Annotated in this window: 16 protein-coding genes and 1 riboswitch; of the genes, 6 read left to right on the forward strand and 10 right to left on the reverse strand. The window is 69.4% G+C overall.

Annotated features, from left to right (window positions below; genetic code table 11):
- Positions 1-206 precede the first annotated feature (206 nt).
- The 3 genes from IE195_RS08100 to rox all read right to left on the reverse strand — a co-directional run bounded on the left by IE195_RS08100 (position 207) and on the right by rox (position 3,260).
- On the reverse strand, positions 207-797 hold the full coding sequence (locus IE195_RS08100; RefSeq protein ID WP_191269199.1) for a hypothetical protein: 591 nt from the start codon (positions 795-797) through the stop codon (positions 207-209).
- Positions 798-1,241: 444 nt separating this feature from the next.
- Entirely contained in the window at positions 1,242-1,724 is a 483-nt protein-coding gene (locus tag IE195_RS08105) for a YbaK/EbsC family protein (RefSeq protein ID WP_191269201.1), read from the reverse strand.
- A gap of 108 nt (positions 1,725-1,832) precedes the next feature.
- Positions 1,833-3,260, reverse strand: coding sequence for a rifampin monooxygenase (rox, locus tag IE195_RS08110; protein ID WP_191269203.1), 1,428 nt, complete (start codon positions 3,258-3,260; stop codon positions 1,833-1,835).
- A gap of 590 nt (positions 3,261-3,850) precedes the next feature.
- Between rox and IE195_RS08115 the strand changes: the two genes are divergently transcribed.
- Both IE195_RS08115 and IE195_RS08120 read left to right on the forward strand, forming a co-directional pair.
- Positions 3,851-4,663 (forward strand): sporulation protein, encoded by an 813-nt coding sequence (locus tag IE195_RS08115; protein ID WP_191269205.1) that lies wholly within the window; start codon positions 3,851-3,853, stop codon positions 4,661-4,663.
- A gap of 146 nt (positions 4,664-4,809) precedes the next feature.
- On the forward strand, positions 4,810-5,595 hold the full coding sequence (locus IE195_RS08120) for a sporulation protein (protein ID WP_191269207.1): 786 nt from the start codon (positions 4,810-4,812) through the stop codon (positions 5,593-5,595).
- 116 nt (positions 5,596-5,711) lie between these two features.
- Here the strand turns inward: IE195_RS08120 and IE195_RS08125 are convergent, their stop codons facing one another.
- Positions 5,712-6,491: a DUF4097 family beta strand repeat-containing protein gene (locus IE195_RS08125; protein ID WP_229826129.1), complete on the reverse strand. Its 780-nt coding sequence runs from the start codon at positions 6,489-6,491 to the stop codon at positions 5,712-5,714.
- A 175-nt stretch (positions 6,492-6,666) separates the two neighbouring features.
- On the opposite strand from IE195_RS08125, the gene IE195_RS08130 reads away from it, so the two are divergent.
- Positions 6,667-7,170 (forward strand): SMI1/KNR4 family protein, encoded by a 504-nt coding sequence (locus tag IE195_RS08130; RefSeq protein WP_191269209.1) that lies wholly within the window; start codon positions 6,667-6,669, stop codon positions 7,168-7,170.
- A 61-nt stretch (positions 7,171-7,231) separates the two neighbouring features.
- On the opposite strand, the gene IE195_RS08135 is transcribed toward IE195_RS08130, so the two are convergent.
- The 4 genes from IE195_RS08135 to IE195_RS08150 form a co-directional block, all read right to left on the reverse strand.
- Positions 7,232-7,954 carry an SMI1/KNR4 family protein gene (locus tag IE195_RS08135; protein WP_191269212.1) on the reverse strand — a complete coding sequence of 241 codons (723 nt, stop codon included), beginning with the start codon at positions 7,952-7,954 and terminating at the stop codon, positions 7,232-7,234.
- Positions 7,955-8,188: 234 nt separating this feature from the next.
- Entirely contained in the window at positions 8,189-9,226 is a 1,038-nt protein-coding gene (locus IE195_RS08140) for a FecCD family ABC transporter permease (protein ID WP_191269214.1), read from the reverse strand.
- Positions 9,227-9,246: 20 nt separating this feature from the next.
- Entirely contained in the window at positions 9,247-10,338 is a 1,092-nt protein-coding gene (locus IE195_RS08145; RefSeq protein ID WP_191269216.1) for a FecCD family ABC transporter permease, read from the reverse strand.
- 8 nt (positions 10,339-10,346) lie between these two features.
- The gene (locus tag IE195_RS08150) at positions 10,347-11,393 is read right to left on the reverse strand and encodes an ABC transporter substrate-binding protein (RefSeq protein WP_191269218.1); all 1,047 of its coding nucleotides are present in this window, start codon (positions 11,391-11,393) and stop codon (positions 10,347-10,349) included.
- Between the two features lie 25 nt (positions 11,394-11,418).
- A riboswitch (cobalamin riboswitch) is annotated at positions 11,419-11,600 on the reverse strand.
- 513 nt (positions 11,601-12,113) lie between these two features.
- Between IE195_RS08150 and IE195_RS08155 the strand changes: the two genes are divergently transcribed.
- From IE195_RS08155 to IE195_RS08165, 3 genes are all read left to right on the forward strand, one after another.
- Positions 12,114-15,635, forward strand: a complete 3,522-nt coding sequence (locus tag IE195_RS08155) for a LamG-like jellyroll fold domain-containing protein (RefSeq protein WP_191269220.1) — start codon at positions 12,114-12,116, stop codon at positions 15,633-15,635.
- Between the two features lie 1,284 nt (positions 15,636-16,919).
- Positions 16,920-22,907, forward strand: a complete 5,988-nt coding sequence (locus IE195_RS08160) for an RHS repeat-associated core domain-containing protein (protein ID WP_373295655.1) — start codon at positions 16,920-16,922, stop codon at positions 22,905-22,907.
- Between the two features lie 76 nt (positions 22,908-22,983).
- A complete protein-coding gene (locus IE195_RS08165) occupies positions 22,984-23,634 on the forward strand; it encodes a hypothetical protein (RefSeq protein ID WP_191269222.1) in 651 nt (216 codons plus the stop codon).
- A 217-nt stretch (positions 23,635-23,851) separates the two neighbouring features.
- Here the strand turns inward: IE195_RS08165 and IE195_RS08170 are convergent, their stop codons facing one another.
- On the reverse strand, positions 23,852-24,451 hold the full coding sequence (locus IE195_RS08170) for an IS630 family transposase (protein ID WP_229826131.1): 600 nt from the start codon (positions 24,449-24,451) through the stop codon (positions 23,852-23,854).
- The gene (locus IE195_RS08175; RefSeq protein WP_308428417.1) at positions 24,424-24,939 is read right to left on the reverse strand and encodes a helix-turn-helix domain-containing protein; all 516 of its coding nucleotides are present in this window, start codon (positions 24,937-24,939) and stop codon (positions 24,424-24,426) included. The genes IE195_RS08170 and IE195_RS08175 overlap by 28 nt, the downstream gene beginning before the upstream one ends.
- Positions 24,940-25,201: the final 262 nt, after the last annotated feature.

Genomic DNA, 25,201 nt, shown 5'->3' on the forward strand with positions numbered 1-25,201 from the left:
GAGTCCCCGCAGGACCGCGGCCCTGAACCACGGCCCTGAACAGGGGCGGGTCGCACGGGGTGCGACGGTGTTCCCGGCCCGTTCCACCGGTGCGGAAGAACGGGGAAGCGGACGCCCGTACCGGCCGGGAAACCGCGGGGCCCGCTCTTTCCCTGCCGCTGCGGGGCGCTGCCCGCAGGCTTGCGCGGACCGGTCCGGGCCGCCGCTCAGCCGACCGTGCCCGCGAAGGTCACCGCCGGGTAGAGCGGAACGAAGTCCTGGTCGTGGAACTCGACCGTGTACTGGACGTGGGTGTCCTCCTCGTCCGCCCAGCAGTCCTCGTCCCACGATCCTGACTGCCCGGGGTCCAGGCTCTCGGGAGGGTTCACGCTGTCACCCAGCACCGGGGAACCGGACTCCCGCAGGGGGTCGCCCACCGAACAGGACCTGGTCACCAGACCGGTCCGGACGGTCTCGGAGCCCTCGTTGGCGATCTCCACCGTCCACGACAGGTAGGGCAGGTCGCCCTCCTGCCCCGTGTCGGGATCGACCCCGCCCACCTCGACACCGCGCTCGAACCCGTCCAGGCCGATGGTGAACCCGTCACCGAAGTCGTGGGTCTCGTCCAGACCGACGGTGACCGCCTCGAACCCGGTCTCGGGCCGGTCCTCCACGTCGTCGGGGTGCGGGTTCCGGGCGGAGGGCTCCGGGACGGGCGGCGCCGCCGAGGCCCGCTGGGCGAACCAGCCGGCACCGAACCCGAGGACCAGGGCGACCGCCGTACAGGCCGCGGCCACGAGCCAACCGGTTCTGGTCATGCGGGGGGAGTCCTTCCCGGACCGGGCGCGTGAGCGTCCACCTGATGTCGGGGCGACCGTACCGCACGACGCCCCGCCGTAGGGGGTGCGGCGCGGCGGGGGATGACGCGTTCGGACGTAGGAGGCCGGGACCGGGGACTGACGCGCCGCGTACCCCCCGTCCCTGACATGGGACGCATGAACCCACCAGACCGGCCCGCCCCGCGGAGCGGCCCCGGGCCGCAGACCCGCTCCGCCCTGGGGCCGTCCCTTCCCGCCGTCGGTCCTGCACGACCTCGGGATCATCCACGAGGGCACCTTCGCCAACGCCCTGTTCGTGTTCGTTACGCCCCTGGTGTGGATCACCGTGGTGCTGTGGCGGCGGGTGCCGAACCCGTTCCCCGGCGGGCTGACCGCCGACGGCCGCCGCCCGGATGACGGCCGGGCGGCGGCCGGGGCGCCGGATCAGTTGACGGCGGCCTCGGAGCCGCCGGTGATCCTGACCAGCTCGGTGTAGTCGAGCGGGAAGATCGTGTTCGGGGTGCCGCCCGCGGCCCACAAGAGTGGGTAGTCCGCCAGGGCGGGATCGACGACGGTCTCCACCGGTACCGGGTGGCCCAGGGGCGCGACCCCGCCGATGGCCTGTCCGGTCGCCGCCCGAACCTCCTCCGGTTCGGCACGCCGGATCTCCGTCCTGCCCAGGCGTTGGGCCAGCAGGGCGACGTTCACCCGGTGCCGTCCACTGGTCATCACCAGCAGCGGCTTCCCGTCGGCCATGAACACCAGGCTGTTGGCGATCGCGCCGACCTCGCACTCCAGGGCTTCGGCGGCCTCCGCCGCGGTCCGGGTGGAGGCGGGCAGTGCACGCACCCTTCCCCGCGCCCCGAGCGCGCTGAGCGCCCGCGCCACCTGACGGCTGCGTTCGGGCAGGTCCTCGACCTCGTCCATACCGATCCCCTCGTCGCTTCCGGACGCAGGTTATCCAAGCGCCCCCGCCCCGGGGCCCGGATGGCGGACCGGCTCCCGAACCGGCCCCGTAGCCCACCCGGGTCCGGCTCAGCCGGAGGCGGCGCCGAACCACCTCGGCAGCTCGTCCAGCAGAGCCCCCTGGTCCTCTCCGGCCCACGCCACGTGGCCGTCCGGCCGCAGCAGCACGGCGGGCACGTCCAGTTCCTCGCTGGTGTCGACGACGTGGTCGACCCGGTCCGCCCAGCCCTCCACCGAGAGCCGCCCGGTCTGGTCCAGGAGCAGCCCGCGCCCCCCGTGCAGCAACCCGTAGAGGCGGCCCCGCCCCAGGCCGATGTCGCGCATCCGCCCGCCGAGCAGCCCGTGCCCCTCCCCGAAGTCGTAGCGGACCCCGAGCGCGGTGATCTTCTCGGTCAGGTACCGGTTCACCCCGTCGAGGTCCATCAGCTCCGACACCAGCCCGCGCACCGCCTGCGGCCCCGGCTCGGTGGACATCAGTTCCATCTGCGCACGGGTGTTGTCCAGCACGTCGGCGGCCACCGGGCGCCGTTCGGCCTCGTAGCTGTCCAGCAGCCCCTCCGGCGCCCAGCCGTTGACCTCGGCGGCCAGTTTCCAGCCCAGGTTGACCGCGTCCTGGACACCGAGGTTGAGCCCCTGACCGCCGGTCGGCGGGTGGACGTGCGCCGAGTCGCCCGCCAGCAGCACCCGGTCGACCCGGTACCGCTCGGCCAGTCTGGTGGCGTCACCGAAACGCGACAGCCAGCGCGGTGAGTGCACCCCGAAGTCGGTACCGGCCACCGCGCGCAGCCGCTGCCTGAACTCCTCCAGGGTCGGCGGGACCGCGCGGTCCTCCGCCACCCCGTCGGAGGGCACGATGACGCGGTGGACCCCGCCGCCGAAGGGCGCGAGACCGAACCGCTTCTGGGTCTTACGGACCTCGCCCACCACGGCGGCGACCTCCTCCGGCGGTGCTGTCACCTCCATCTCGCCCAGCAGCGTCTCGACCCTGGAGGGCTCACCGGGAAAGCCCACGCCGAGCAGTTTGCGCACCGTGCTCCGGCCGCCGTCACAGCCGACGAGGTAGCGCGAACGCAGCCGCGTGCCGTCGGCCAGTTCGGCGCTCACCCCGTGTTCGTCCTGGTCCAGTCCGACCAGCGCACAGCCGCGCCTGACCCGGGCGCCGAGTTCGGTGGCGCGCTCGGCCAACAGGCGGTCGACGGTGGGCTGCGGGATGCCGAGGACGTAGGGGTGTGCGGTGTCCAGCCCCTCCGGTGCCGGTTTGGCGATCCCCGCGAAGAAACCACCGAGCGGATACCGCTGGCCGAGCGCGAGGAACCGCTCCAGCAGACCCCGCTGGTCCATCAGCTCGATACTGCGCGCGTGCAGGCCGAGTGCGCGAACCACCCTGGTCGGCTCCGCGTCCCTCTCCAGCACGAGCACGCGCACACCGTGCAGCCGCAACTCGGCGGCCAGCACGAAGCCGGTCGGACCGCCACCGACCACGATCACGTCAAACATGAGCCCTCCCCGTTCGATCAGCCCGGACCCCGGCCGTCCCGTGCGGCCTGTGCACCGACGACGGCACAAGCGCCTTTCGGCCCCCTCACCTGGAGGTTCCGGTTACGAGCGTTGATTCTGCGGCATGCCCCGGGCCTTGCCGCAAGCCCCCCGGTGCGCTATACGTTGAGAGTGGCGGGGAGTGTTCTCAACTCCTCGCCTTCGCTTTTCCGCACCTCGGCAGCGGCCGCCCGGGCACCGAAGCCCCCTCGCGTGGTTCAGCCGGACGGCCCCAGTCCGACGCCGCGCGGCCGACGGCCCGCAGGATCCGGCGGGCGTGCTCCTCGGCGAAGGGCAGGGCGTCCAGGATCTCCTCGACCCGGCCGGGGGCGGAACACGCATCGGGTTCGGACCGCGCGCCCCCTGGTGCGGACCGCCCCCCGCCCCGTGGCCGACACCGAAGAAAATGCGGAAAACTCCACAGCGGCGGGAACCGGTACCACCAGCGACGCGTCCTACCAACAGCGCCGGATTCTCCACGAACCCCCATCGGTCCCACCGCCCACCTCCCCTGGCGCTCGGGCAGCGGACCTAGGTAGGAAGAAGACGCTTTGATCTTCAAGCGCATGCTCGCCAGCGTCGGCATCGGCAGTGCCACCGTAGAGACGACCCTCGACAACGAGACCGTCCAGCCGGGCGGTACCGTCACCGGCACCCTCAAGGTCACCGGAGGCAAGGTCGCCCAGACACTGGAGGGCATCAGCGTCGGTCTCCGCGCCAACGTGGAGAAGGAGTACGAGTACGAGGACTCCGAGGGCGAGACGCAGTCGGGCGAGTACACCATCGACGTGGTCGTCGCCGAGCAGACGCTCACCGACGAGGAGATGGAGCTGGAGCCCGAGCAGGAGTTCGAGCTCTCCTTCGAGATGACCGTTCCGATGGAGGCCCCCATCACCTCCATCGGGGGCACGCACGTCCTGGACAACGTGGGTCTCAACACCCGTCTGCACGTGGACAAGGCCCTGGACCGCAAGGACGTGGACCCGCTGCTCATCGAGCCCCTGCCGGCCCAGGCCGCGGTCCTGCAGGCGCTGGACGCACTGGGTTTCGTCCTGAGGAGCGTCGACCTGGAGAAGGGCGAGATCCCCGGCACCCGCCAGAAGCTGCCCTTCTACCAGGAGCTCGAGTACTCCACCGCCGGCCAGTACGAGGGCCTGGAGTCACTGGAGCTGACCTTCCTCACCGACGACGACGGTGTGGACGTGGTGCTGGAGCTGGACAAGAAGCCCGGCATCCTCTTCAGCGAAGGCGGGGACACCCTCCTGCGGCTGAGCATCGAGCACGAGGACACCGACCCCGAGGAGATCGCGGCCAAGCTCCACGAGTGGATCCACGCCATCGCAGGCAACCGCAGCCTGCTCTAGGCCGTGTCTCCGGGCGCCACTGAGCCCGGGCACCCCTACGAGTGCGGCCGGACGATCACAGGGGCCCGGCCGCACCACCAGACTCCGGGTGCGCTCGCCATCCCCGACGTTCCCGGCCAAGCACCCACCGGGAAAAGGAAGTATCCATGGTCATCAAGCGTCTGCTCGCCGGTATCGGATTCGGTGGAGCCTCGGTGGAAACCTCTCTGGACTCGTCCGTGACCGTCCCGGGGGGCTCCCTGCGGGGCACCGTCGTCATCGAGGGCGGCGACGTCGAGCAGCAGGTCGAGCAGCTCACCGTCGGCCTCCAGGCCCGGGTCGAGACCGAGGTCGGTGACCACGAGGTCAACAGCGACATGGAGTTCCACCGGGTCCGCCTGGGCGAGGGCGTGGCCCTGGTCCCCGGACAGCGCTTCCAGGTGCCCTTCGAGCTCTTCGTGCCCTGGGAGACCCCCATCACCGCCCACCGCGGCCGCCACCTGCACCACATGAACCTCGGTGTGAACACCCGCCTGCACGTGGCGAACGCGGTCGACCCCGGCGACCTGGACCCGGTGGGCATCGAGCCCCTCCCCGCGCAGGCCGCCATCCTGGACTCCCTGTTCTCCCTCGGGTTCACCTTCAAGCACGCCGACCTGGAGCGGGGCCGCATCGCCCAGACCCGGCAGCGGCTGCCCTTCTACCAGGAGATCGAGTTCCACGCCCCCAGCCGTTACCGGGGCCTGAACGAACTGGAGCTGTCCCTGGTCACCGACGAGCACGGTGTGGACGTGGTGCTGGAACTGGACAAGAAGCCGGGCCTGCTCTTCTCCGAGGGCCGCGACACCTTCCACCGCTTCGCCGTGAACCACCACGACGGCGCCGGACGCGACTGGACGGGCCACCTGCACCAGTGGATCGACTCCCTGGCGGGCCGCAGGGACCTGTTCTGAGCCAGGCGGGCCCGGGGGCGGTCCCCGGGCCCGGGGCCGCTCCTCGCGAGCGCACTGAGGGGCGCCGACCGCGAACGTCTCGGGGATGACGCGGAGGGCGGGAGCCGGGTCGGAGGTCAGCCGGCCGGGACCAGGGTGATGGTCCCGTTCCCGGTCCGAGCGGTGACGGTGTTGTCGCTGGCCTCGTCCACCGGGACGTCGGCGACCACCCGACCGTTGTCGGAGGTCTCGAACACGGCGTAGGGGCCGCCGGGCAGGGCGATCGTGGCGTCACCGTTGTTGGTGCTGACCTCGACCTCGGAGGGGGCTTCTGCGAACGCGGCGTCGATGCCGCCGTTGTCGGTGGCGGCGCTCAGGCTCTCCGAACCGATCCCGGTGAGGTTCATGTCCCCGTTGACCGAGGTCAGGGTGAGCGGTCCGGTGACGTCGGAGATGTCGAGGCCGCCGTTCCCGGAGCTGATCTCGACCGGGGCGCTGAACCCGGACACGGTGACGGGGCCTTCGTCGGTCGCCACCGTCAGCGCGGTGTCGGCCGGGACGATGACCTGGTAGCGGATCCGGCAGTCGGAGAACGCCGCGCAGTCCGTTTCCAGGCGGAGGGTGTCGCCGGTCAGTTCCCAGTCCCCGTTCGGGTTCCCCTGGGCCTCGCGCTGTACCCGTACCTCGTCGGTGCCGCCGGGGACGATCTCCAGCGCGGCGTTGTCGTTCTCGACGATGAGCAGTTCGGGCACGCCCTCGTAGCTCTTCTCCTCCGGATCGCCCGGTTCACCGGAGCCCGAGTCCTGCCCGCACCCGGCCAGCAGGGACAGGGTCAGAAGAACGCTTCCGGCGGCGAGCAGCCTGTGCCGCACCTCCTCGCGGACGGTGCGGGACGTCGGCTCCTGGGATCCTGCCACGGTCCGAAGCTAGCATGCCCGCAGGTATCGGACGCCCGTGGGTGCCGAAGGGCACGGAACCCCGGGGGTGGGGCCGGGACCACTCGCCGGGAGCTGGAGTCCGTGATCCCGGCCGGGTGCGCCGCAGGCGCGGGCCCCTCGGGCCGATGTCCGTACGGAGCGCTACTGTCCACCCATGATCGATCTCTCCTTCCCCCCGATGCTGGAAGACCTCAGGAGGACCCATGGCGCCCGGGACATGGACTTCGAGATGTACGAAGCCTTCGAGCACCCTGACGAGACCGCGTGGTGGTACCGGTTGTGGACCGGCAACGAGGAGGTCGACGGCAGCGAGTTCCGCTTCTTCGGCATGGAGGGCTCAGGCGGCTACACCGGCCTGTGGCTGGTCCGGGAGGGTCGGCCGCTGACCGAGCAGCCCGTGGTCTTCCTCGGCTCGGAGGGGGAGCTCGCGGTCATGGCCACCGACCTCGGGGCCTTCCTGTGGCTGGTGGCTCAGGGGCACGGGCCGGACGAGGTCATGGGGTGGAGCGATGACGGTCCCTGCGAGCCCGACCCCGATGCTCTGCAGGTCGCCCGACGGCACGCCCCCGACGCCTGCCGTGATCCGGAGGAGATCCTCGGGCGGGCCCGGGAGGAGTTCCCGGACTTCCAGGGGTACATCGACGCGCAGTGCCGGTGAACGGGGGCCGACCGCCACAGCCGTCGGCCGTGCGAAAACGGGGTGCCCTGGCCCCGGTCGGTCAGAGTTCCAGCCACTCGCCCCGTGTCAGATCCCGGAACCGGACGAGCGCCTCGGGGGTCAGACCGCGCACGAGAAGGCCCGCGCCGTCGTCGCGGACCAGCACGTCCTGTCCCAGGAACCAGCGCATGCCGGGCCCGCTCCCTTCACCGGGGCGGTCGGGAGAGGGGAGGCGCAGACACGTTTCCTCCAGCATCCGGAGGTCCTCTTCGGCGGGCTCGTACAGGAAGCCGCAGAGCGCGGAGTCGGCCAGCAGGGACTCCGACAGCACGAGCTCGACGCAGCAGGCGGAGAACCGCTCCGTCCACGGTTCCCACCGTTCTGCGGACCTGTCGGCCAGGTCGGCCCGGACGAGAACCGCCGGGTCCTCTTCGTGGAGGGTTTCGAGAAGGATCCCCCAGGAGGCGGCGCCCTGGTTCTCGTGCCGGAAGACCAGGGCCTCCCGGGCGGCGTCGACGTGCAGCTCGTCCGGAGCCAGGAGCCGGTCGTGGTTGCCGGTCAGGTCCTCCCGACGGGCGAAGAGCCGGTAGGCCTCCCGCAACGCCGTCGGCAGGCGCAGGCCCAGTCGGTTCTCGGCGGCATCGAGGTCGGCCTCTCGCCACCCGTCGTTCTCGTCCAGACCGTCCGCCCAGTGAGCGGCGTAGGCACGGAGGAACTCCCAGGCTCCGTTACGGCTCCCGAGCCCCTGGGCGAGAGCACCGGCGAAATCGAACGTTGTTGTCATGGGTGGACGGTATCCGCAGCCGCCCTCGGTTCCGGGGAGCAAGGGCCACGACAGCCTCGTCCGTCGCGTCGGGCGGAAGGCGCCCTGAGGCTGCGCCTGGAGGCGGAGAGGGTCGAGAACTCGGGCGGGACGGCCGTCTGGGCCGACCCCACCGTGGCGCGCTGACCCGCTCCCCGCGCAAGTCCCGATCCGCCCGCACGAGCTCCGGCGAGCCCTGGCGGACGGGGTTTCGCCTCACCCGCCCCGGCCCACCCCGCCGCCGCGCGCCAGCAGGTACAGCAGGTAGGGGGCTCCCAGGATCCCGGTGACCACACCGACCGGTACCTCGCTCCCGCCGAAGGCGGTGCGGGCGAGCAGGTCCGCGCCGACCACCATCAGCCCGCCGCAGGCCGCGGCGGGAAACAGTCCGACGGCACGCTCCCGCAGCAGCCGCCGTACGATCTGCGGGGCCACCAGCGCGACGAACGCCACGGGCCCGGCGACGGCGGTGGCCATGGCCGCGAGCGCGGTTGCGGTGAACAGCAGGACGGCCCGGGAGAGCTGCACCCGGCCGCCCAGGGCGATCGCGGTGTCCTCACCGAGCTGGAGCAGTGCCAGCGGACGGGCCAGCAGGAACGCGACCGGCGCCAGGAGGGCGAGCGCCAGTCCGACCGTCGCCGCATGCGGCCACTCGCGGTTCGCCAGACTGCCGGTGAGCCAGAGCATGGCGCGCTGCGCCGTGGTGAGTTCGGTGCGGGTCAGCAGGTACGAGGTCGCCGCGCCCAGCATCGCGGTGAGCGCGATCCCCACCAGGACCAGCCGCTGCCCGCTGACCCCGCGCCGGTAGGCGAGCAGGTACAGCAACAGCGCGGTACCCACGGCCCCGGCCAGCGCACTGGACGCGACCGCCAACGCCGTACCGCTGAAGGCGACGATGGCCAGCACCGCCGCGGTCGTGGCGCCCGCGCTGACCCCGATGATGTCCGGGCTGACCAGCGGGTTGCGCGCCAGCCTCTGCAACAGGGCGCCCGAGAGCGCCAGCGCGGCGCCCACCCCCAGCGCGGTCAGGGCGCGCGGCAGCCTCATCTCCACCACCACGTGCGCCGCCATCACACCGCCGCGCCCGGTGAGCGCGCCCACCACCTCCTCCAGTCCCATCGCGAAGTCGCCCACGGTCAGTGAAAGCAGGGCCGCCGCCGCGGCCAGGGCGGCCAGCAGGGAGCCGAGCGCCATCTCGGGCCAGTACACCCGTACCGAGAGAGCGCCGAGGCGGACCACCCCCGTACCCGGCATCAGCACTCCGGAACGCCCGCTCACAGTCCCGCCGCCCTTCGCCGCCGCACCAGGAGGATGAAGAACGGCGCACCGACCAGAGCGGTGACGATGCCGACCTGGAGCTCCTCGGGGCGCGCCACCACCCGGCCCACGACGTCTGCGACCAGCAGCAGGACGGGCGCCAGCACCGCCGACCACGGCAGCACCCAACGGTGGTCGGGGCCGACCAGGGCGCGCGCGATGTGCGGGACCGCGACCCCCACGAAACCGATCGGACCGGCCGCGGCGGTCGCCGTCCCGGCCAGCAGCACCACCGCCAGCGCGCTCGCCCCGCGCACCAGCCACAACCGCGTCCCCAACGAGCGGGCCAGCTCGTCACCGAGCGCCACCGCGTTCAGCGGGCGCGCCAGCGCCACCGCCAGCACCAGCCCGGCGGTCAGGAACGGCAGCGCCTGGAGCAGTGCCGCACCGTCGGCCCCGGCCAGGGAACCCACCACCCAGAACCGGTACTCGTCCAGGCTCGCGCGGTCCCGCAGGATGATCGCCGAGGTCAGCGACCCCAGCAGGGCCGAGATCGCGGCGCCGGCGAGCGCGAGCCTGACCGGGCCGGCCCCGTCCGGGCCCAGCGACCCGACGGCGTAGACCGCGCAGGCGGCCGCCGCCGCGCCCAGGAAGGCGAAGGCGACGTAGCCCAGCAGCGCCGACACCCCGAGCACGCTGATCGCGAGGACCGCGGCCAGGGCCGCCCCCGCGTTGATGCCGAGGATCCCCGGGTCGCCGAGGGGGTTGCGGGTCACCCCCTGCACCAGGACCCCGGACACGCCCAGGGCCGCTCCGACGGCCAGCCCGGCGAGGGTGCGCGGCACCCGCAGGTGCCGCACGACCAGGTCGGTGTCGGAACCGGTGAAACCGGCGTAGGCGATATACACGTCGGCCACGGACAGCTGCTGGTAGCCGACCAGTACCGACGCCAACAGGGCCCCGGCGAGCACCAGCAGCGCCGCCATCAGCCCGATGCTTCGGGCTCCGGGTCCGCTGAGCAGCCCGGAGCCGCCGGACGGGGGCCGCGGTTTCCGGTGCGGTTCGGCGGGGGCGGGGGACAGGGGCCTTTCGGCCACACGGTCGGCCATCGCCCGGCCTACCCGAACAGGTCGGAATGGATGGTCCCGGCGACCTTGGCCACCGCGTCCGCGCTGCGTACGCCCGCGGAGCGGTCGGCGAAGGTGAACCCCTCGACCCGGCCCCCGGTGACCGCGGTCAGGTTGGCCAGCGCGGGGTCGTCCATGATCTGCTCGATCTGGTCGGCGGCGTCGGCGGAGGTCATCCGCGCGTCACAGCACACGTCGACCAGGATGAAGTCGGGGTCGCGCGCGATCACGTCCTCGGTGGCGACGTCGTGGTTGCGCCTGCCGTCGAGGTCGGCGAAGGCGTTGACCCCGCCCGCCAGGTCGATGATCTCGGTGGAGAAGTCCGGCCCGCCGGCGACCCGGAACCCCTGGTCGCTGGGCCGACCGATCATCACGGTGGGCCGGTCCTCCTCCGCCACGCGGCCGTCCAGGGTCTGGGCGACCTCCTCCACGGTGGCCTCCATGCCGGCGATGACCTGTTCGGCGCGCTCCTGTTCGTCGAAGAGGGTTCCCAGGTCGCGCAGGTCGGCGTAGACGTTGTCCATCGTCACCGTGGCGGGGTCGATGGTCTCGTCGGTGCGGCCGTCCTCGCTCGGGCACAGCGGGGACAGGATCCAGCTCTCGACGCCCAGTTCACGCAGGGAGGCCCGGGTCCCCAGGCTCTCGTCGGTGAACACGCCGTTGAATCCGGAGAGCACGAAGTCGGGCTCGTGGCTGAGCAGTTCCTCCAGGCTGGGCAGGTTCGGGTAGTACTCCTGCTCGGCCTGGGCGGCGGCGTGTTCGTCCATCACCTCGGCGTCCAGGAACGCCGTTCCGACCAGGCGGTCGCTGATGCCCAGCGCGTGGGCGGTCTCGATGGCGGGCTGGTAGGCGGCGAACACCCGCTCCGGCGGCTCTGCCGCGGCCACATCGACGTCGCAGTTGCGGATCGTCTCCCCGGCGGTTTCCGGGGCGGGGGAGGAGGGGGACCCGCCGCAGGCGGTCGCGGCCAGCAGCAGGGCGAGGACGGCGGCGGAACGGGCACGGCCCAGGGCCGCCCGTGCGTCGGTGGGCTTCATCGAACAAACCATCCTTCGTGGTTTGATGACGCGGACGGTCGCAGCCGGTCTCCTGGCTCCCGGAGTCGGGCGCTTGCGCCCCGCACCTCCCCCCTTCCCGGACCCGTGCGGGTCCAGTGGCGTGTGGGAGGCGCCCTCCGGTCACAGTGGCGAGGACCGCGCCGGATTCCCACCGGCTTCCCGTGCACTGCGACGTCGACGAAATGAACTTGTGTCGGTAATCAACGGATCACGGTAGTACACCGGGGTTTCCCCGGGGAAGCCCACTCCTGCTTGCCACCGGGCCCCCGGAGCGGCAGCGGGAGCGGGTGCGTGGATGACGTCACCGGGCTCCTGGCGCGGCGGGCCCGGTTCCGACCCGGACCCGCCCCGGGACCGTGCACGCGGGGCACCACCGGGTCACAGGAGTTCGAGGCCCTGGCCTGTGGTTCCGTGCCGCGCCCGACAGGAGGTGAACCCGAGATCTCCGGATCAGTAGGTTCAAACCTTGATCGGTTGTCCGACCTCGGCCACAAGAGCATCTTTTGGGCGAATTCCGGAGAAAAGTACAGGACAAGGGAATTCTGGTGCCTTGAGTGAAGTGGGTCACGGGTTCCGTGTTCACTTTGTCCTGTTAACTTCCTTCTCGGTTTCAGGAACCGGTCGAGGCCGCCCCGCAACCGGGGCGCACCCCACAAACTCGGCCATCCCCCCATACCTGGGCCTAGAGAGCACACCGCCATGCCCCGCGCCGTGCGAGCAGTGACCGCTGCCGCCCTGTCAGCCGCGTTGCTCACCCCCTTCCTCCACTCGACCGCGCACGCGCAGGAGGAACCCGGGCCGTCCCCTCAGGAGGGTTCGGCCTCCACCGCGGAGCTCTTCGAGCAGGCCGCCGTCACCCGGGCCGGCGAGACCGGTGAGCCGGTGGAGATCGCCGGAGCCACCACCGAGACCACACGCCACCTTGCCAACCCCGACGGCAGCTTCACCATGGAGCAGAACGCCCACCCGGTCCGGGTGCGAGACGGCAGCGGGTGGACCCCGGTCGACACCGACCTGGTGACGGACTCCGACGGCAGGGTGCGACCCAGGGCGGCGGCCGCGGACATCGCCTTCTCCGGCGGCGGCGACACGGCGTTGGCGAGCATCGGGCTGGGGTCCAACTCGGTGGACCTGGGCTGGCACGAGGACCTGCCCGCACCGGTACTGGAGGCCGACAAGGCCACCTACCCCGACGTGCTGCCCGGCGTGGACCTGGTGCTGACCGCGGGGGTCGACGGCTTCGGTCAGGTGCTGGTGGTGCACACCCCGGAGGCGGCCCGGCACGAGATGCTGGCCGACCTGGAGCTCGGCTTGGCCACCGAAGGCGTGACCATGCGGCTCGGTGAGCACGGCAACCTGGACGCCATCGGCGACAAGGGCCAGGAGAGCGTGTTCAGCGCCCTCGCCCCGGCCATGTGGGACTCCTCGGGCGAACAGGACATGGCCGAGGACGCCACGGTCATGGCGCCCACCGGCGCCCGCACCGCGCTGCTGGACGTCGATCTGGCCCCGGACAGCATCCGCCTGGTCCCGGACGCGGCGATGCTCACCGACGAGGCCACCCAGTACCCGGTCTATATCGACCCCTCGGTGGCGGTCAGCCGGGTGGGGCGCACCTACGTCAACCGCAACTACCCCAGTCAGTCCAACTGGAACTACTCCACCTCGCACACCCCCGGCGTGGGCTACGAACCGAACGAGGGCAGCACCAAGCGCGCGTTCTGGCGGTTCCGCGTCGACTCGCGCACCCGCGACGCCGACATCACCCGCGCCACCTTCCGGGCCAAGGTCACCCACGCCTACGGGTGCACCGACGCGCGCGTCCAGTTGTGGCGCACCAACGCGATCACCTCCAACACCACCTGGAACTCACAGAACCCGTCCTCGTTCTGGAACACCAGGCTCGACACCCGCACCATCAACGCGGGGCGGTCCAACTGCTCCGGCGGAGCCTCCCCGACGGTGGAGTTCAACGCCACCGACGGGTACGTGTGGAGCCGTGACGCCGGGCACGCGACCACCACGGTCGGACTGCGCGGCAACGAGACCCGTTCGAGCAGCAACTGGGACTGGCGCCGCTTCGCCTCCAACCCCACCCTGCAGGTGGACTACAACAACCCTCCTGAGGTCCCCACCCAGGTGTCGGACTCCCACGGCGGCCCTTGCTCCACCGACCCCGACGACCCCCGGCTGATCAACGAGACCCGCCCCACCTTCACCGCCTACGTGCGCGACCGCGACTCCACCTCCGCCAACAGGCAGAAGGTCAAGACCCGCTTCGCGTGGTGGGTGGACGGCGAACGCCTGGATGACGTGGACACCGCCAGGACCGACATCGCCGTGTGGTCCTCCGGCTCCTTCCAGTCGGTGCGCTCGGGCACCCTCCCGGAGAACGTGCTGATCACCTACCGGGCCAACGCCAACGACGGCGTCTCCTGGTCGGGATGGTCCACCCGCTGCTACCTGACGGTCAGCACCGACCGCCCCGAACAGGGCCCGGAGGTGACCTCCACCGACTACCCGGCCGGGGATGCCTTCCACGGTTCCACCGGGCTGCCGGGCGAGTTCACCTTTACCAACAACGGGGTCGAGGACGCCACCGGCTACAAGTACGCCCTCAACGACGACTCCTGCGTCACCGAGGTCGAGCCCGAGACTCCCGGCGGACCGGTGACCGTCACCCTCACACCCCGTCTGGAGGGACCCAACCGGATCTACGCCCGCACCGTGGACGCCTTCGGCAACTCCTCCGACTGCGTCCTGGCCCACACCTTCCTGGTGGCACCGCCCAGCGACCCGGTCGCGCACCTGGCCTTCGACGAGGGCCAGGGTGACCGCGCCTCCGACGCCGTCGACCCCGAACGCGGGGCCACCCTCTCCGAAGGCGTGGAGTGGGTGCGCGGCCGGGTCGGCACCGTCGACAACCCCCACACCGACCCCGTCCCGCGACTGAACGGCACCGCCGTGCACACCAGCGGCTACACCGACGGAGACCCCGGCCCCTACGACCAGATCAACGCCGACTACCCGGCCGTGGACACCAGCGGCACCTTCTCGGTGTCGGCCTGGGTCAAGCTGGACCGCGCCCACGCCCACCACACCGCGGTGGCCCAGGAGGGCGAGGAACAGAGCGCCTTCCACCTGGGCTACCAGGGCAACACCGGCGAGTGGGTGTTCAAGATGTCCCCCGAGGACCAGCACTGGGACGGCTCCCGGGAGTGGGCCGTCGTCACCTCCTCCACCCCCGCCGAGACCGGGGTGTGGACCCACCTGGCGGGCACCCACGACTCCCAGACCGGAGAACTCGTCCTCTACGTCGACGGCGTCCGGCAGGGAGCGTCCACCCACACCGGCTCCTGGAACGCCACCGGCCCCCTGACCGTCGGCCGGGCACTGTTCCAGGGGGCGGGAAACTACTACTGGCCCGGGTCCGTCGACGACGTCAAGGTCTGGGACCGCCTGGTCCTGGACGAGACCGTCACCGACGCCGAGCAGCACTCCGAGGTGTGGAGACTGGCCAACCGCCCCCTGGCCCCCGAAGGGCGCTGGGCGCTGGACGAGTACCAGGGCACCGAGGTGGCCGACTCCACCGACCACGGCCTGGACGCCACCCTGCACGCCGACCCCGACACCGCCTGGGACCGCGCCGAGAACGACGTCACCTTCTCACCCGGGGTGCGGCTCAACGGTGACGACGAGTACGTCCAGGCCACCGGACCGGCCGTGCGCACCGACCGCAGCTTCACCGTCGCCACCTGGGCACGCCTGGACGAGACCGGCGAGAGCGTCAACGTCTCCGCCCTGAGCCAGGCCGGCGAGTTCCAGAGCGGCTTCCACCTGGGCTACCAGGGCTCCAACGGCAACTGGACCTTCAAGATGGCCCCGCACGACGACGCCCCCACCGAGGGGGCCGCCGGATGGACCTACGCCTACTCCACCACCCCCGCCCGGCTGGGGGAGTGGGTGCACCTGGCCGGGGTCTACGACCACACCAACGGCCAGCTCGTGCTCTACGTCAACGGCTTCGAGGAATCCCGTGTGGCCGTCGACCACGCCTGGCACGCCGACGGACCGGTGCGCATCGGCAGCGCCCAGCACCGCGGTGCCAACACCTACTTCTGGTCCGGTGACCTCGACGACGCCCACACCTACCAAGGCGTGCTCAACGAACGCGAACTCTTCCAGGTCTACGCGGGAGAGATCCCCGTTCCGCGAGGCTGACCCAGGCTCCACCCCCGCCCCATTCGCCCGTAACCGTCACCCCGCCCCGGAAGGCGGGGTGACAGGAGGCTTGCTGTGACCCCGCGCAGTGACACCCCTGAACCCGCCCCCTCGACCAGGCCCGGACCGATCCGCCGCGCCATCGTCTACCCCGTGGCCCTGGTGGTGTTCGCCGGGCTGCTGAACACGCTCCCGGCGTCGGCCACCGCCTACAACCCCCGCCCGGAGGTGGCCGAACAACCCTCCGTGGAGGGGAGCGAGGCGGTCGCCGAGGCCCTGTCCGAGGACGACGCGGTCGCCGAGGCCGCGATGACCGCCCCGGCCTCCGTGGCCTGGCCCGAGGCCACCAGTGTCGACGTCGACCTGGAACAGGACCGGGTGCGGACGCTCAGCGCCCAGGAGGACCCACTGGTCACGGTGGGGGCCGTCAGCGGAGAGGAGTTCGAGGACTGGGAGGTCCCCGAGCACTGGCAGGAGGTGCTGGAGGAGGAGGCCGCCCGGGACCTGGAGGAAAAGGCGGCCGAGGAAGCAGAGGCAGCCGAGGAGCAGGCGGCCGAGCAGCAGTCCGAAGAACCCGGGTCCGCGGACGGGGAAGCCGCACCCGCCGAGGACCCCGACGCCACCGCACCGGAGGAGGAGGCCGACCGCGGCGGGAACGGGGCCGCCGCCGAGCGGGAACGGCACTCGGACCCCGCGACAGCCGAGGAGAGCGCCGCCGAGGAGGAATCCCGGACTCCCGCGGCCCCCGCGCCGGTCGAGGTCCCCGAACCGGAACCGGTCGCCTCGGCCCAGGTCGAGGTGTTGGACCGGGACCGGGCCGAGCAGGCCGGGGTCAACGGTCTGCTGCTGCGGGTGAGTCGCACCGACGACTCCGCGTCGGTCGCGCCGGTCGAGCTCGGCGTCGACTACTCCGGCTTCGCCGAGGCCTTCGGCGGTGACTACGCCTCCCGTCTGACCATGGTCGAGCTCGACGAGTGCGTGCTCGACGAGTCCTGTGCGGACGAGGACACCGCCGCCCATGACTCGGCCGTGCTGCTGGACAACGACACCGGGGAAAACCACATCACCGCCCGGGTGAGCGCCGCACCCCAGGGATCCCTGGTGGCGCTGGCCGCCGCCCCGGCCGGCGGAAACGGCGACTACGGGGCGACCCAGCTCTCGGCCGCCTCCAGCTGGAACGTCAACAACCAGTCCGGCGACTTCTCCTGGTCCTACGCCTTCGCCACACCCCCCGCCCCCAGCGACCTGAACCCGGCGGTCGGGCTGGGCTACTCCTCCGGCGGGGTGGACGGGCGCATCGCCACCTCCAACAACCAGACCTCCTGGATCGGTGACGGGTTCGCCTACGCCCCCGGTGCGATCGAACGCCGCTACTCCGCCTGCGTGGACTCCGGGCACGAGACCGGCGACCTGTGCTGGAACACCGACAACGTCACCCTGTCGATGACCGGCCACTCCGGCGCGCTCGTCAAGGACGACGACGGCTCCTACCGGCTGTCCAACGACGACGGCACCAGGGTCGAACGCCTCACCGGCGCCGACAACGGCGCCCACGACGGCGAATACTGGAAGGTCACCACCCCCGACGGCACCCAGTACTTCTTCGGCCGCAACCGCCTGCCCGGCTGGTCCAGCGGCGACCCGGAGACCGAATCGGCGCAGACCCTGCCGGTCTACGCCCCCGAGTCGGGCCAGCCCTGCTACGACTCCGACTTCGCCGACTCCTGGTGCCAGCAGGCCAACAAGTGGAACCTCGACTACGTCGTGGACGTGCACGGCAACGTCATGACGTTCTACTACGACGCCGAGACCAACCACTACGGCCGCAACCTCACCAAAACCGCCACCCCCTACGTGCGCGCGGCCAACGTCAAGCGCATCGAGTACGGGCTGCGCAGCGACGACGTCTACGCCACCGCCCCGGCCCGGGTGCTCTTCTCCGACTCCGAGCGGTGCCTGGTCACCGACTCCTTCGACTGCGCCGCCGACAAGCGCACCTCCGGCAACGCCGAGCACTGGCCCGACGTGCCCCTGGACCAGGACTGCAAGTCGGGGGAGTCCTGCGCCGGACGGCACTCGCCGACCTTCTGGTCCACCAAGAAGCTCGACGCCATCACCACCCAGGTCCGCGACGGTGACTCCTACACCGACGTGGACACCTGGAAACTGGAGCACTCCTTCCCCGAGTCCGGGGACGGTACCGGCCCCACCCTGTGGCTGGACTCCATCGAACACGTCGGCAAGGTCGGCGGCACCGAGTCACTGCCCAAGATCAGCTTCGCGGGCACCCAGATGCCCAACCGGGTCGACTCGCCCTCCGACGACATCGCCCCCATGCTGCGCTGGCGGATCACCTCGATCTACACCGAGTCCGGCGGCCAGTTCGACATCAACTACTCCCAACCCGAGTGCGAACCCGGGAAAACGCCCGAGCCGCACGAGAACACCAAGCGGTGTTACCCGGTGCTGTGGACCCCCGAGGGCGGGGTGGAACTGACCGACTGGTTCCACAAGTACGTGGTCACCGAGGTCAACGAAGTGGACCTGGTCTCGGACCAGCCCACGCTCACCACCAGCTACGACTACGTCGGCGACCCGGCCTGGCGGTACACCGAGGCCGACGGCATGGTCAAGGACAAGTACCGCACCTGGGCCGACTGGCGCGGCTACGACCGCGTCATCGTGCGCACCGGCCACGAGGACGAGGAACGCACCGAGACCGAGTACCTGTACTTCCAGGGCATGCACGAGGACAGGCAGCCCTCGGGTAAACGCTCCGTGGCCGTCACCGACTCCCGCGGGGTCGAGCACACCGACCACAAGGAACTGAACGGTACCGTCCGCGAGGTCATCGTCCGCGACGGCGAGGGCGGCCAGGACATCTCCCGGGAGATCACCACCCCCTGGTGGAAGCAGACCGCCAAGGTCACCCATGACTGGGGTGAGCAGACCGCCACCAAGATCGCGACAGAACAGGTCATCAGCCTCACCCGTCTCGCCGATGACTCCTGGCTTGAGGCCCGGGTCGACAACACCGTCAACGACGACGGCGCCGTCACCCGGGTCCGCGACCACGGTGACGTGGACGTCGACGGCGACGAGAAGTGCGTCAACACCACCTACGTCAACAACACCGACGCCCGCATCCTCAACCTCGTCTCCCGCGTCGAGACCCTCGCCGTCGACTGTGCGGACACCCCGAACCGCCCCGAGGACGTCATCACCGACGAACTGGTCTCCTACGACGGCGGAGACCACGGCGACACCCCCACCAGGGGCCTGCCCACCAGGACACAGAAGCTCGACTCCTACGCCGACGGCGAGCCCGTCTACCAGACGGTCGACCAGACCGGGTTCGACGACTTCGGTAACACCGTCTCCGAGACCGACGCCTCCGGCGGGGTGACCACCACCGACTACACCTTCACCGCCTCCGGCCTGCCCGCATCGGTCACCGAGACCAACCCCGTCGGCCACACCACGAGCACCACGGTCGACCCGACCCGCGGCCTTCCGGTCTCCGAGACCGACGCCAACGGCCGCACCATGACCATGGCCTACGACCCGCTCGGCCGCCTCACCGGAGTGTGGCTGCCCGATCGCGACCAGGCCACCGACACCCCCACCACGAAGTTCGAGTACCACGTCCGCCAGGACGCACCCACCTCGATCACCACACACACCCTGCAAACCCGCACCGAGTACACCACCAGCCACGAGATCTTCGACGCCTTCCTGCGCCCCCGGCAGACCCAGAGCCCCGCTCCGGGCGGCGGTCGGCTCGTCACGGACACCTTCCACGACACCCGCGGCCAGGTCGTCCGGGAACGCGAGCCCTACTACAACGAGGACGAGGCCACCGACACCCTGTTCGTCGTCGCCAACGACGCCGACGTCCCCCGCCAGGCCGTCACGGTCTACGACGGCGCGGGACGGGTCACCGACAACATCCACGTGGCCCTGGGTGAGGAACGCTGGCGCACCAGCACCGAACACCACGGCGAGCGCACTCTGGTCACCCCACCCGACGGAGCGGTGGCCACCACCTCCATCGTGGATGCCCAGGGGCGTCTGAGCGAGGTCCGCACCCACCACGGGGGCACCCCCGAGGGCGACTACGACGCCATCACCTACACCTACGCCAAGAACGACGAGCTGGCCACGGTCACCGACCCCGAGGGCAACGTCTGGGAGCACACCTACGACCTGCGCGGCCGTCTGGTGCGCACCGACGACCCCATCAGCGGTACCACCACGATGGGCTACAACGAGCTCGACCAGATGGTCTCCGCCACCGACGCCCGCGGGCAGACCCTGGCCTACTCCTACGACGAGATCGGCCGTCAGGTCGGGCTGCACGAAGACTCCCCGGAAGGGGAGAAACGGGCCGAGTGGGTCTACGACACCCTCGCCAAGGGCCACCTGACCTCGTCCACCCGCTACGACGACGGGGACGCCTACACCTCCCGTGTGGTGCGCTACGACCAGTTCTACCGGCCCACCACCACCGAGATCCGCATCCCCGACAGCCAACCCATGCTGTCCGGGCGCTACCGCTTCTCCACCCAGTACAACCTCGACGGCTCGGTCCGGACCCAGACCCAGCCCGCCGCCGGCGGACTGGGTCAGGAGACCATCTCCTACAGCTACAACGAGCTGGGCATGCCCACCCAGATGTCGTCGAGGCTCAGTGACTACGTCACCGACACCGTCTACAACGGGCTCGGCGAACTGCGCCAGATCGCTCTGGACACCGGGCCCTCGTCGAGCACCCACGCCACGTGGATGACCCGCGACTACGATCCCGCCACGGGGCGGGTGGCCGAAACCACCCTGGTGCCCGAACGCGGTCTCACCGGGTCGCTGGTGCACCGCTACTACAGCTACGACGACGCGGGCAACGTCCTCAGCCTGCGCGACGAACCCACCGCCGAACACCTCCAGTCGGACGTGCAGTGCTTCACCTACGACCACATGCGCCGGATGACCGGGGTGTGGACCCCCGACGCCACCGGTGAGGAGGCGTGCGCGGCCCAACCCTCCGCCGACGCCCTGGGCGGTGCGGCTCCGTACTGGCACGAGTACACCTACGACCAGCTCGGCAACCGCACCACCGAGGTCCAGCACGGACTTCCCGGCGGGGACATCACCCGTACCTACCAGCACGGCGATGCGACCGATGTGGCGCCCCAGGCGCTGACCCGGGTGGAGGAGTCCGGACCGGGCGGGACCCGGCTGGAGGAGTACTCCTACGACGAGGCCGGGAACATGACCGGCCGCACCACCTCCTCCCGCGACCAGGAACTGGAGTGGGACGCCGAAGGCAACCTGGCCCGGGTCACCGAGGAGGACGGTTCGGAGACCTCCTACACCTACGACGCCGACGGCCAGCGGCTGATCCGTGAGGACCCGGCCTCCACCACGCTCTACCTGCCGGGCATGGAACTGCGCCTGGACAAGGAAGACCTGGTCAAAGAGGCCACCCGGTTCTACTCCCACGCGGGGGAGACGGTCGCGGTCCGGCAGAACGACGGCACCCTGTCGTGGATCCACGCCGACCACCACGGCACCGGCCAGGTCGCCGTCGATGCTCGCACCGGTGAGGCGACGCACCGGTACATGAGCGTGTTCGGGACCGAGCGCGGGGAAGCTGCCGGTGCCTGGCCTTCGGAGCGCGGGTTCGTCGACGGAACCGTTGACTCCTCCACAGGGTTGACCCAGCTCGGAGCTCGTGCCTACGACTCGACGCTGGGGAGATTCATTTCTCCGGACCCGGTCATGGACGTGACCGACCACCAGCAGATGCACGGCTATATCTACGCCAACAACAATCCAGTGACCTTCACGGACCCCGATGGGCTCTTTTGGAAAACTGCAGCTTTTGTCGCCCGGCTTATGATCAACGCGGTGGCTAATTATTTGGCGAAGCGCGGAGTGAACGTTTATAACAATCCGTCGTTTCAGCGCGCAAATAATTGGATCGACAGGGTTCTTTCTTCTGGCTCCGGTTCCGGGTCCAGGTCAGGAAGTGGCGGCTCGAACTATCAGGATCAGAAGCAGTCCAAAGCCTATCGTGAAGCCCAGGCTGAGAAAGCAGAAGCAAAACAGAAGCTGGTCTCTGCGGCGACCGGCCTGGCGCAGTTGGTGGCCGACGAGCTCGGTATCACCGCCGGGCTGGAGTGCTTCACCACTGGTGATCTGGGTGCGTGTGGTGAGACCGCGGTCAACGTGGCGTTGATGTTCGTCGGCGGACTGCCTGCCAAGATCGCGGCGAAGTACGGTCTGCGGTGGGGTAAAGCGGCGGAGTTGGGCCGGAAGATCTCTGCCTTGGGCGGTGATCTGATCGAGGGTGTCAAGGGCCTGAACAGGGCTAACCGCAAGCTCGATAACGTGAGTTGTCCGATCGGGAACAGCTTTGTGCCCGGCACGGGTGTGGTGATGGCCGATGGGTCCACCAAGCCGATCGAGGATGTCGATATCGGCGAGAAGGTGTTGGCCACCGACCCAGATACGGGGGAGCAGTCGGCCCGGACGGTGTTGGCCACGATCGTGGGGTCGGGTGCCAGGTCCCTGGTGCAGATCACCGTTGACCCGACGAGTGAACGTGATGCCCCTGAAGGGGACGAGACCGTTTCGGGTGAGGAGTCTGAGGGCGCTCCGGGGTCGGTAACGGCCGGGGACGTGATCGTGGCGACCGACGGTCACCCGTTCTGGGTACCGGACCTGGGGTCGTGGGTGGAGGCGATCGACCTGGCCCCGGGCATGTGGTTGCAGACCTCGTCGGGCACCTGGGTGCAGGTCAGCGCGGTCCAGGCCTGGACCCAGACGGCCACGGTCCATAACCTGACCGTGCAGGGCGTCCACACCTACCACGTGGCCGCGGACTCACTGGATGTCCTTAACCACAACTGCGGTGGAGCATCCGACGACCTGCTTGATCTCGCTGATGCGAACATCGGAAAGACAAACACAGCCAGTGAAATCGTCTCTAGGGATGGAAAAGTCGGGCGAGGCGTCAGCGGCCCTCGAGCTCTATCTGACCTTACCCCTGAGGTGCGCACAGCTGCGGAAGCGACAGGCCATCACCGGGGGTGCTCTGAGATCGGTGCTTTGTGTGAACTGGAAAGTCAAGGGGCTGACCTTTCGGGAACCAAGGCGACGACCGTAAAAGTGAATGGAGGATCTCAAGAGTACACATATGACCAGCATGGCGAGATGTACCCAAAGTGTCCCTCGTGTGTTAATCTCTTCAATTACATCGATAAGAAATAGGTGGTGAGGGTTGCCGCGCAGTTTGTCGATTGGGGCTCTCAATTTCCTGAAGCGATTTGGGAAGTATTTCGCTGGGATGAGCAGTCAGTTCGCTTGGGATGCTCATGAACCGGAAAAAAGTATATTAGCTTCGCATGAGCGGGACTTTGGGGGAATTGCGTTTCCTATCCTTGGCGGAGAGCTTCAGGGGTGGGTTCGGCTCGGTGTCAAGTCTGGGAGGGTGCGGACTACGGGTTCTGGTGAGAGAATATTTAATTTTGCCGATCCGCAATTTGTTCAGTGCGGTCTTGTCTGTAGGATGGATGGTCGCTTCGGGGTTTCTTGGGGAAGTGAATTTCTCCCGTGGCATGCTGATGTGTATCGTCTTATTGAATCGAGCGCAGTGTGGGCGAGTCTTGCTGGATGGAAAAGATCCGCTCTTTGCGATGGGGATCCTAGTGTGGTTTTAGGTTCTTTTTTGGGGAGTCGAGATGAAGAGAGTGCTTCTCCAGAGTCTTATTGGTTTCTAGGTGCTGACGTGGCAGTTTATGTCGAGCCGCATCTCACCTACTTGCCTGAGGGGTCTTCTAGGATTCATGTGCTGACGTCTAATTGGGAGTCAAATTTGAATGCAAGGAAGATCCTCGAGGAATTGGATTCAGGTGGCGAAAGATTTTTGGTTCGATATTTGGATAGTATTGTCGAAAGGCCGGGCGAGTGTCCGTTCCGTAGTGCTGATTATCTTTGATTAGGCGGTTGAAGGAATGGGAACTTGAATCTTTTAAGTCTGAGTGTGCAGGTCACAGTCTCGTGCTAGCGTGTGGAAACCACCAATAATACCACCGAACGCTGGGGCTTCGTGCAGGATGAGACCTTTTCATTCAGCATCTTGATTCCCTCACCCTTTGCGGGGTGCGCGACGTAGTCCCTGTTCCAGGGTAGGCGCCTGCTTACTGAGTTTCTCGTTAGTTGTGTGGGGTCGGAGAATGGATCTCCAGCCCGGTATGAGCCAGGAAGGACCATGGAAGCCGGCCCTCTTCGCAGACACGGTTGATGCCTCGCTCTGCCGCGTCGGCGACGTCGGCCAGGTGGTCACCGGCCACGTTGGCCAACTCCCGTGTCTTGATCGCTGACCACAGCATCTCCACGGGGTTGAGTTCGGGGGCATAGGCGGGCAGCCGCTCCAGGGTGAGCCAGTCCTGCTCAGCAGCCCAGGCCCGCATGGCCCGGCTCCAGTGCGCACTCAACCCGTCCCAGACCAGCACCACGCGTTCGCCCTCGTAGAAGGTCTTGAGTTGCTTCAGGACCGCGATCAAAGCGTCGGTGTCATAACTGCCCGGGCGCAGGTCGAAGCACAACCGGGCACCGCGTTCGGCCTCGGCGGCGTGGTAGCCCAACGCGGCGGCCATCGACGCCCGCTTCCAGTTCAACCGATGGCGCAGGGTCGGAGTGCGGCCGCGAGGTGCGTATGTTCGGCACACCTGAGGTAGCAGCGACACGCCCGATTCGTCGAAGAAAACGATCCACGCCCGGTTTCTCAAGGCCCCCTTTTGATGCGTGGCCACTCATGGGCCACCCATCGGGCAATCTCGGATTCATCGCGCTCCACCGCTTTGCGCTGCGGCCGTTGCAGGCTCCATCCCAACTTCTGGGTGAGCAACCGCCATACCGAGGCCCGCGACAGGCACACACCCGTCCGCTGTTCGGCAACCAGGCCCACACGCTCCAGGGTCCACAGATCGGAGGCGAACCCGTGGGCCAGGGCACCCTCCTCCAGGGCCACACGGATCTGTTCCACCTGCTTGTCGGTGAGTTTGCGGGGACGGCCGGTGGGCGGACGGCGGCGCAGCGCGGCCACTCCGCCCTGTTCCATCTGCCGCTGCCATCGCCGCACGCTCTCGGGTGTGACTCCGAGCATGCGCGCAACCTGAGCTTGGGGGTGGCCTTGGTCCAGGAGTTCGACCGCACGCATCCGTCGGGCTTCTGCCACCTGCGGGCGGGTCAGCGGCGGAACAGCTTCTGTGGGGGTGGCAGGTCCGTCTCGCGGGGGCATGCCGCCATGCTCACACAGCCGAACACTTCATGCCCACACAACTAACGAGAAACTCAGTAGGCGGGGTGGTCCATCGATTCCCTGGGCGACGTCTGGCTCGTGTGCCTCATGGGCCACCTCCGACGCCCGCGGGAGAGCGGGGCTGGAGTACCGCTCGCGTTCAGCGAGTGCGGCGGGATGCGGGCGGGTCCAACCCCGCAGGTGAAACCGGCGCACGGGTTTCACCCGTAGAACACCCCTTGACACCTCCGTGGTGGCGAAG

Origin of the sequence: Nocardiopsis terrae (genome assembly GCF_014651695.1) — a bacterium.
GTDB lineage: Bacteria > Actinomycetota > Actinomycetes > Streptosporangiales > Streptosporangiaceae > Nocardiopsis > Nocardiopsis terrae.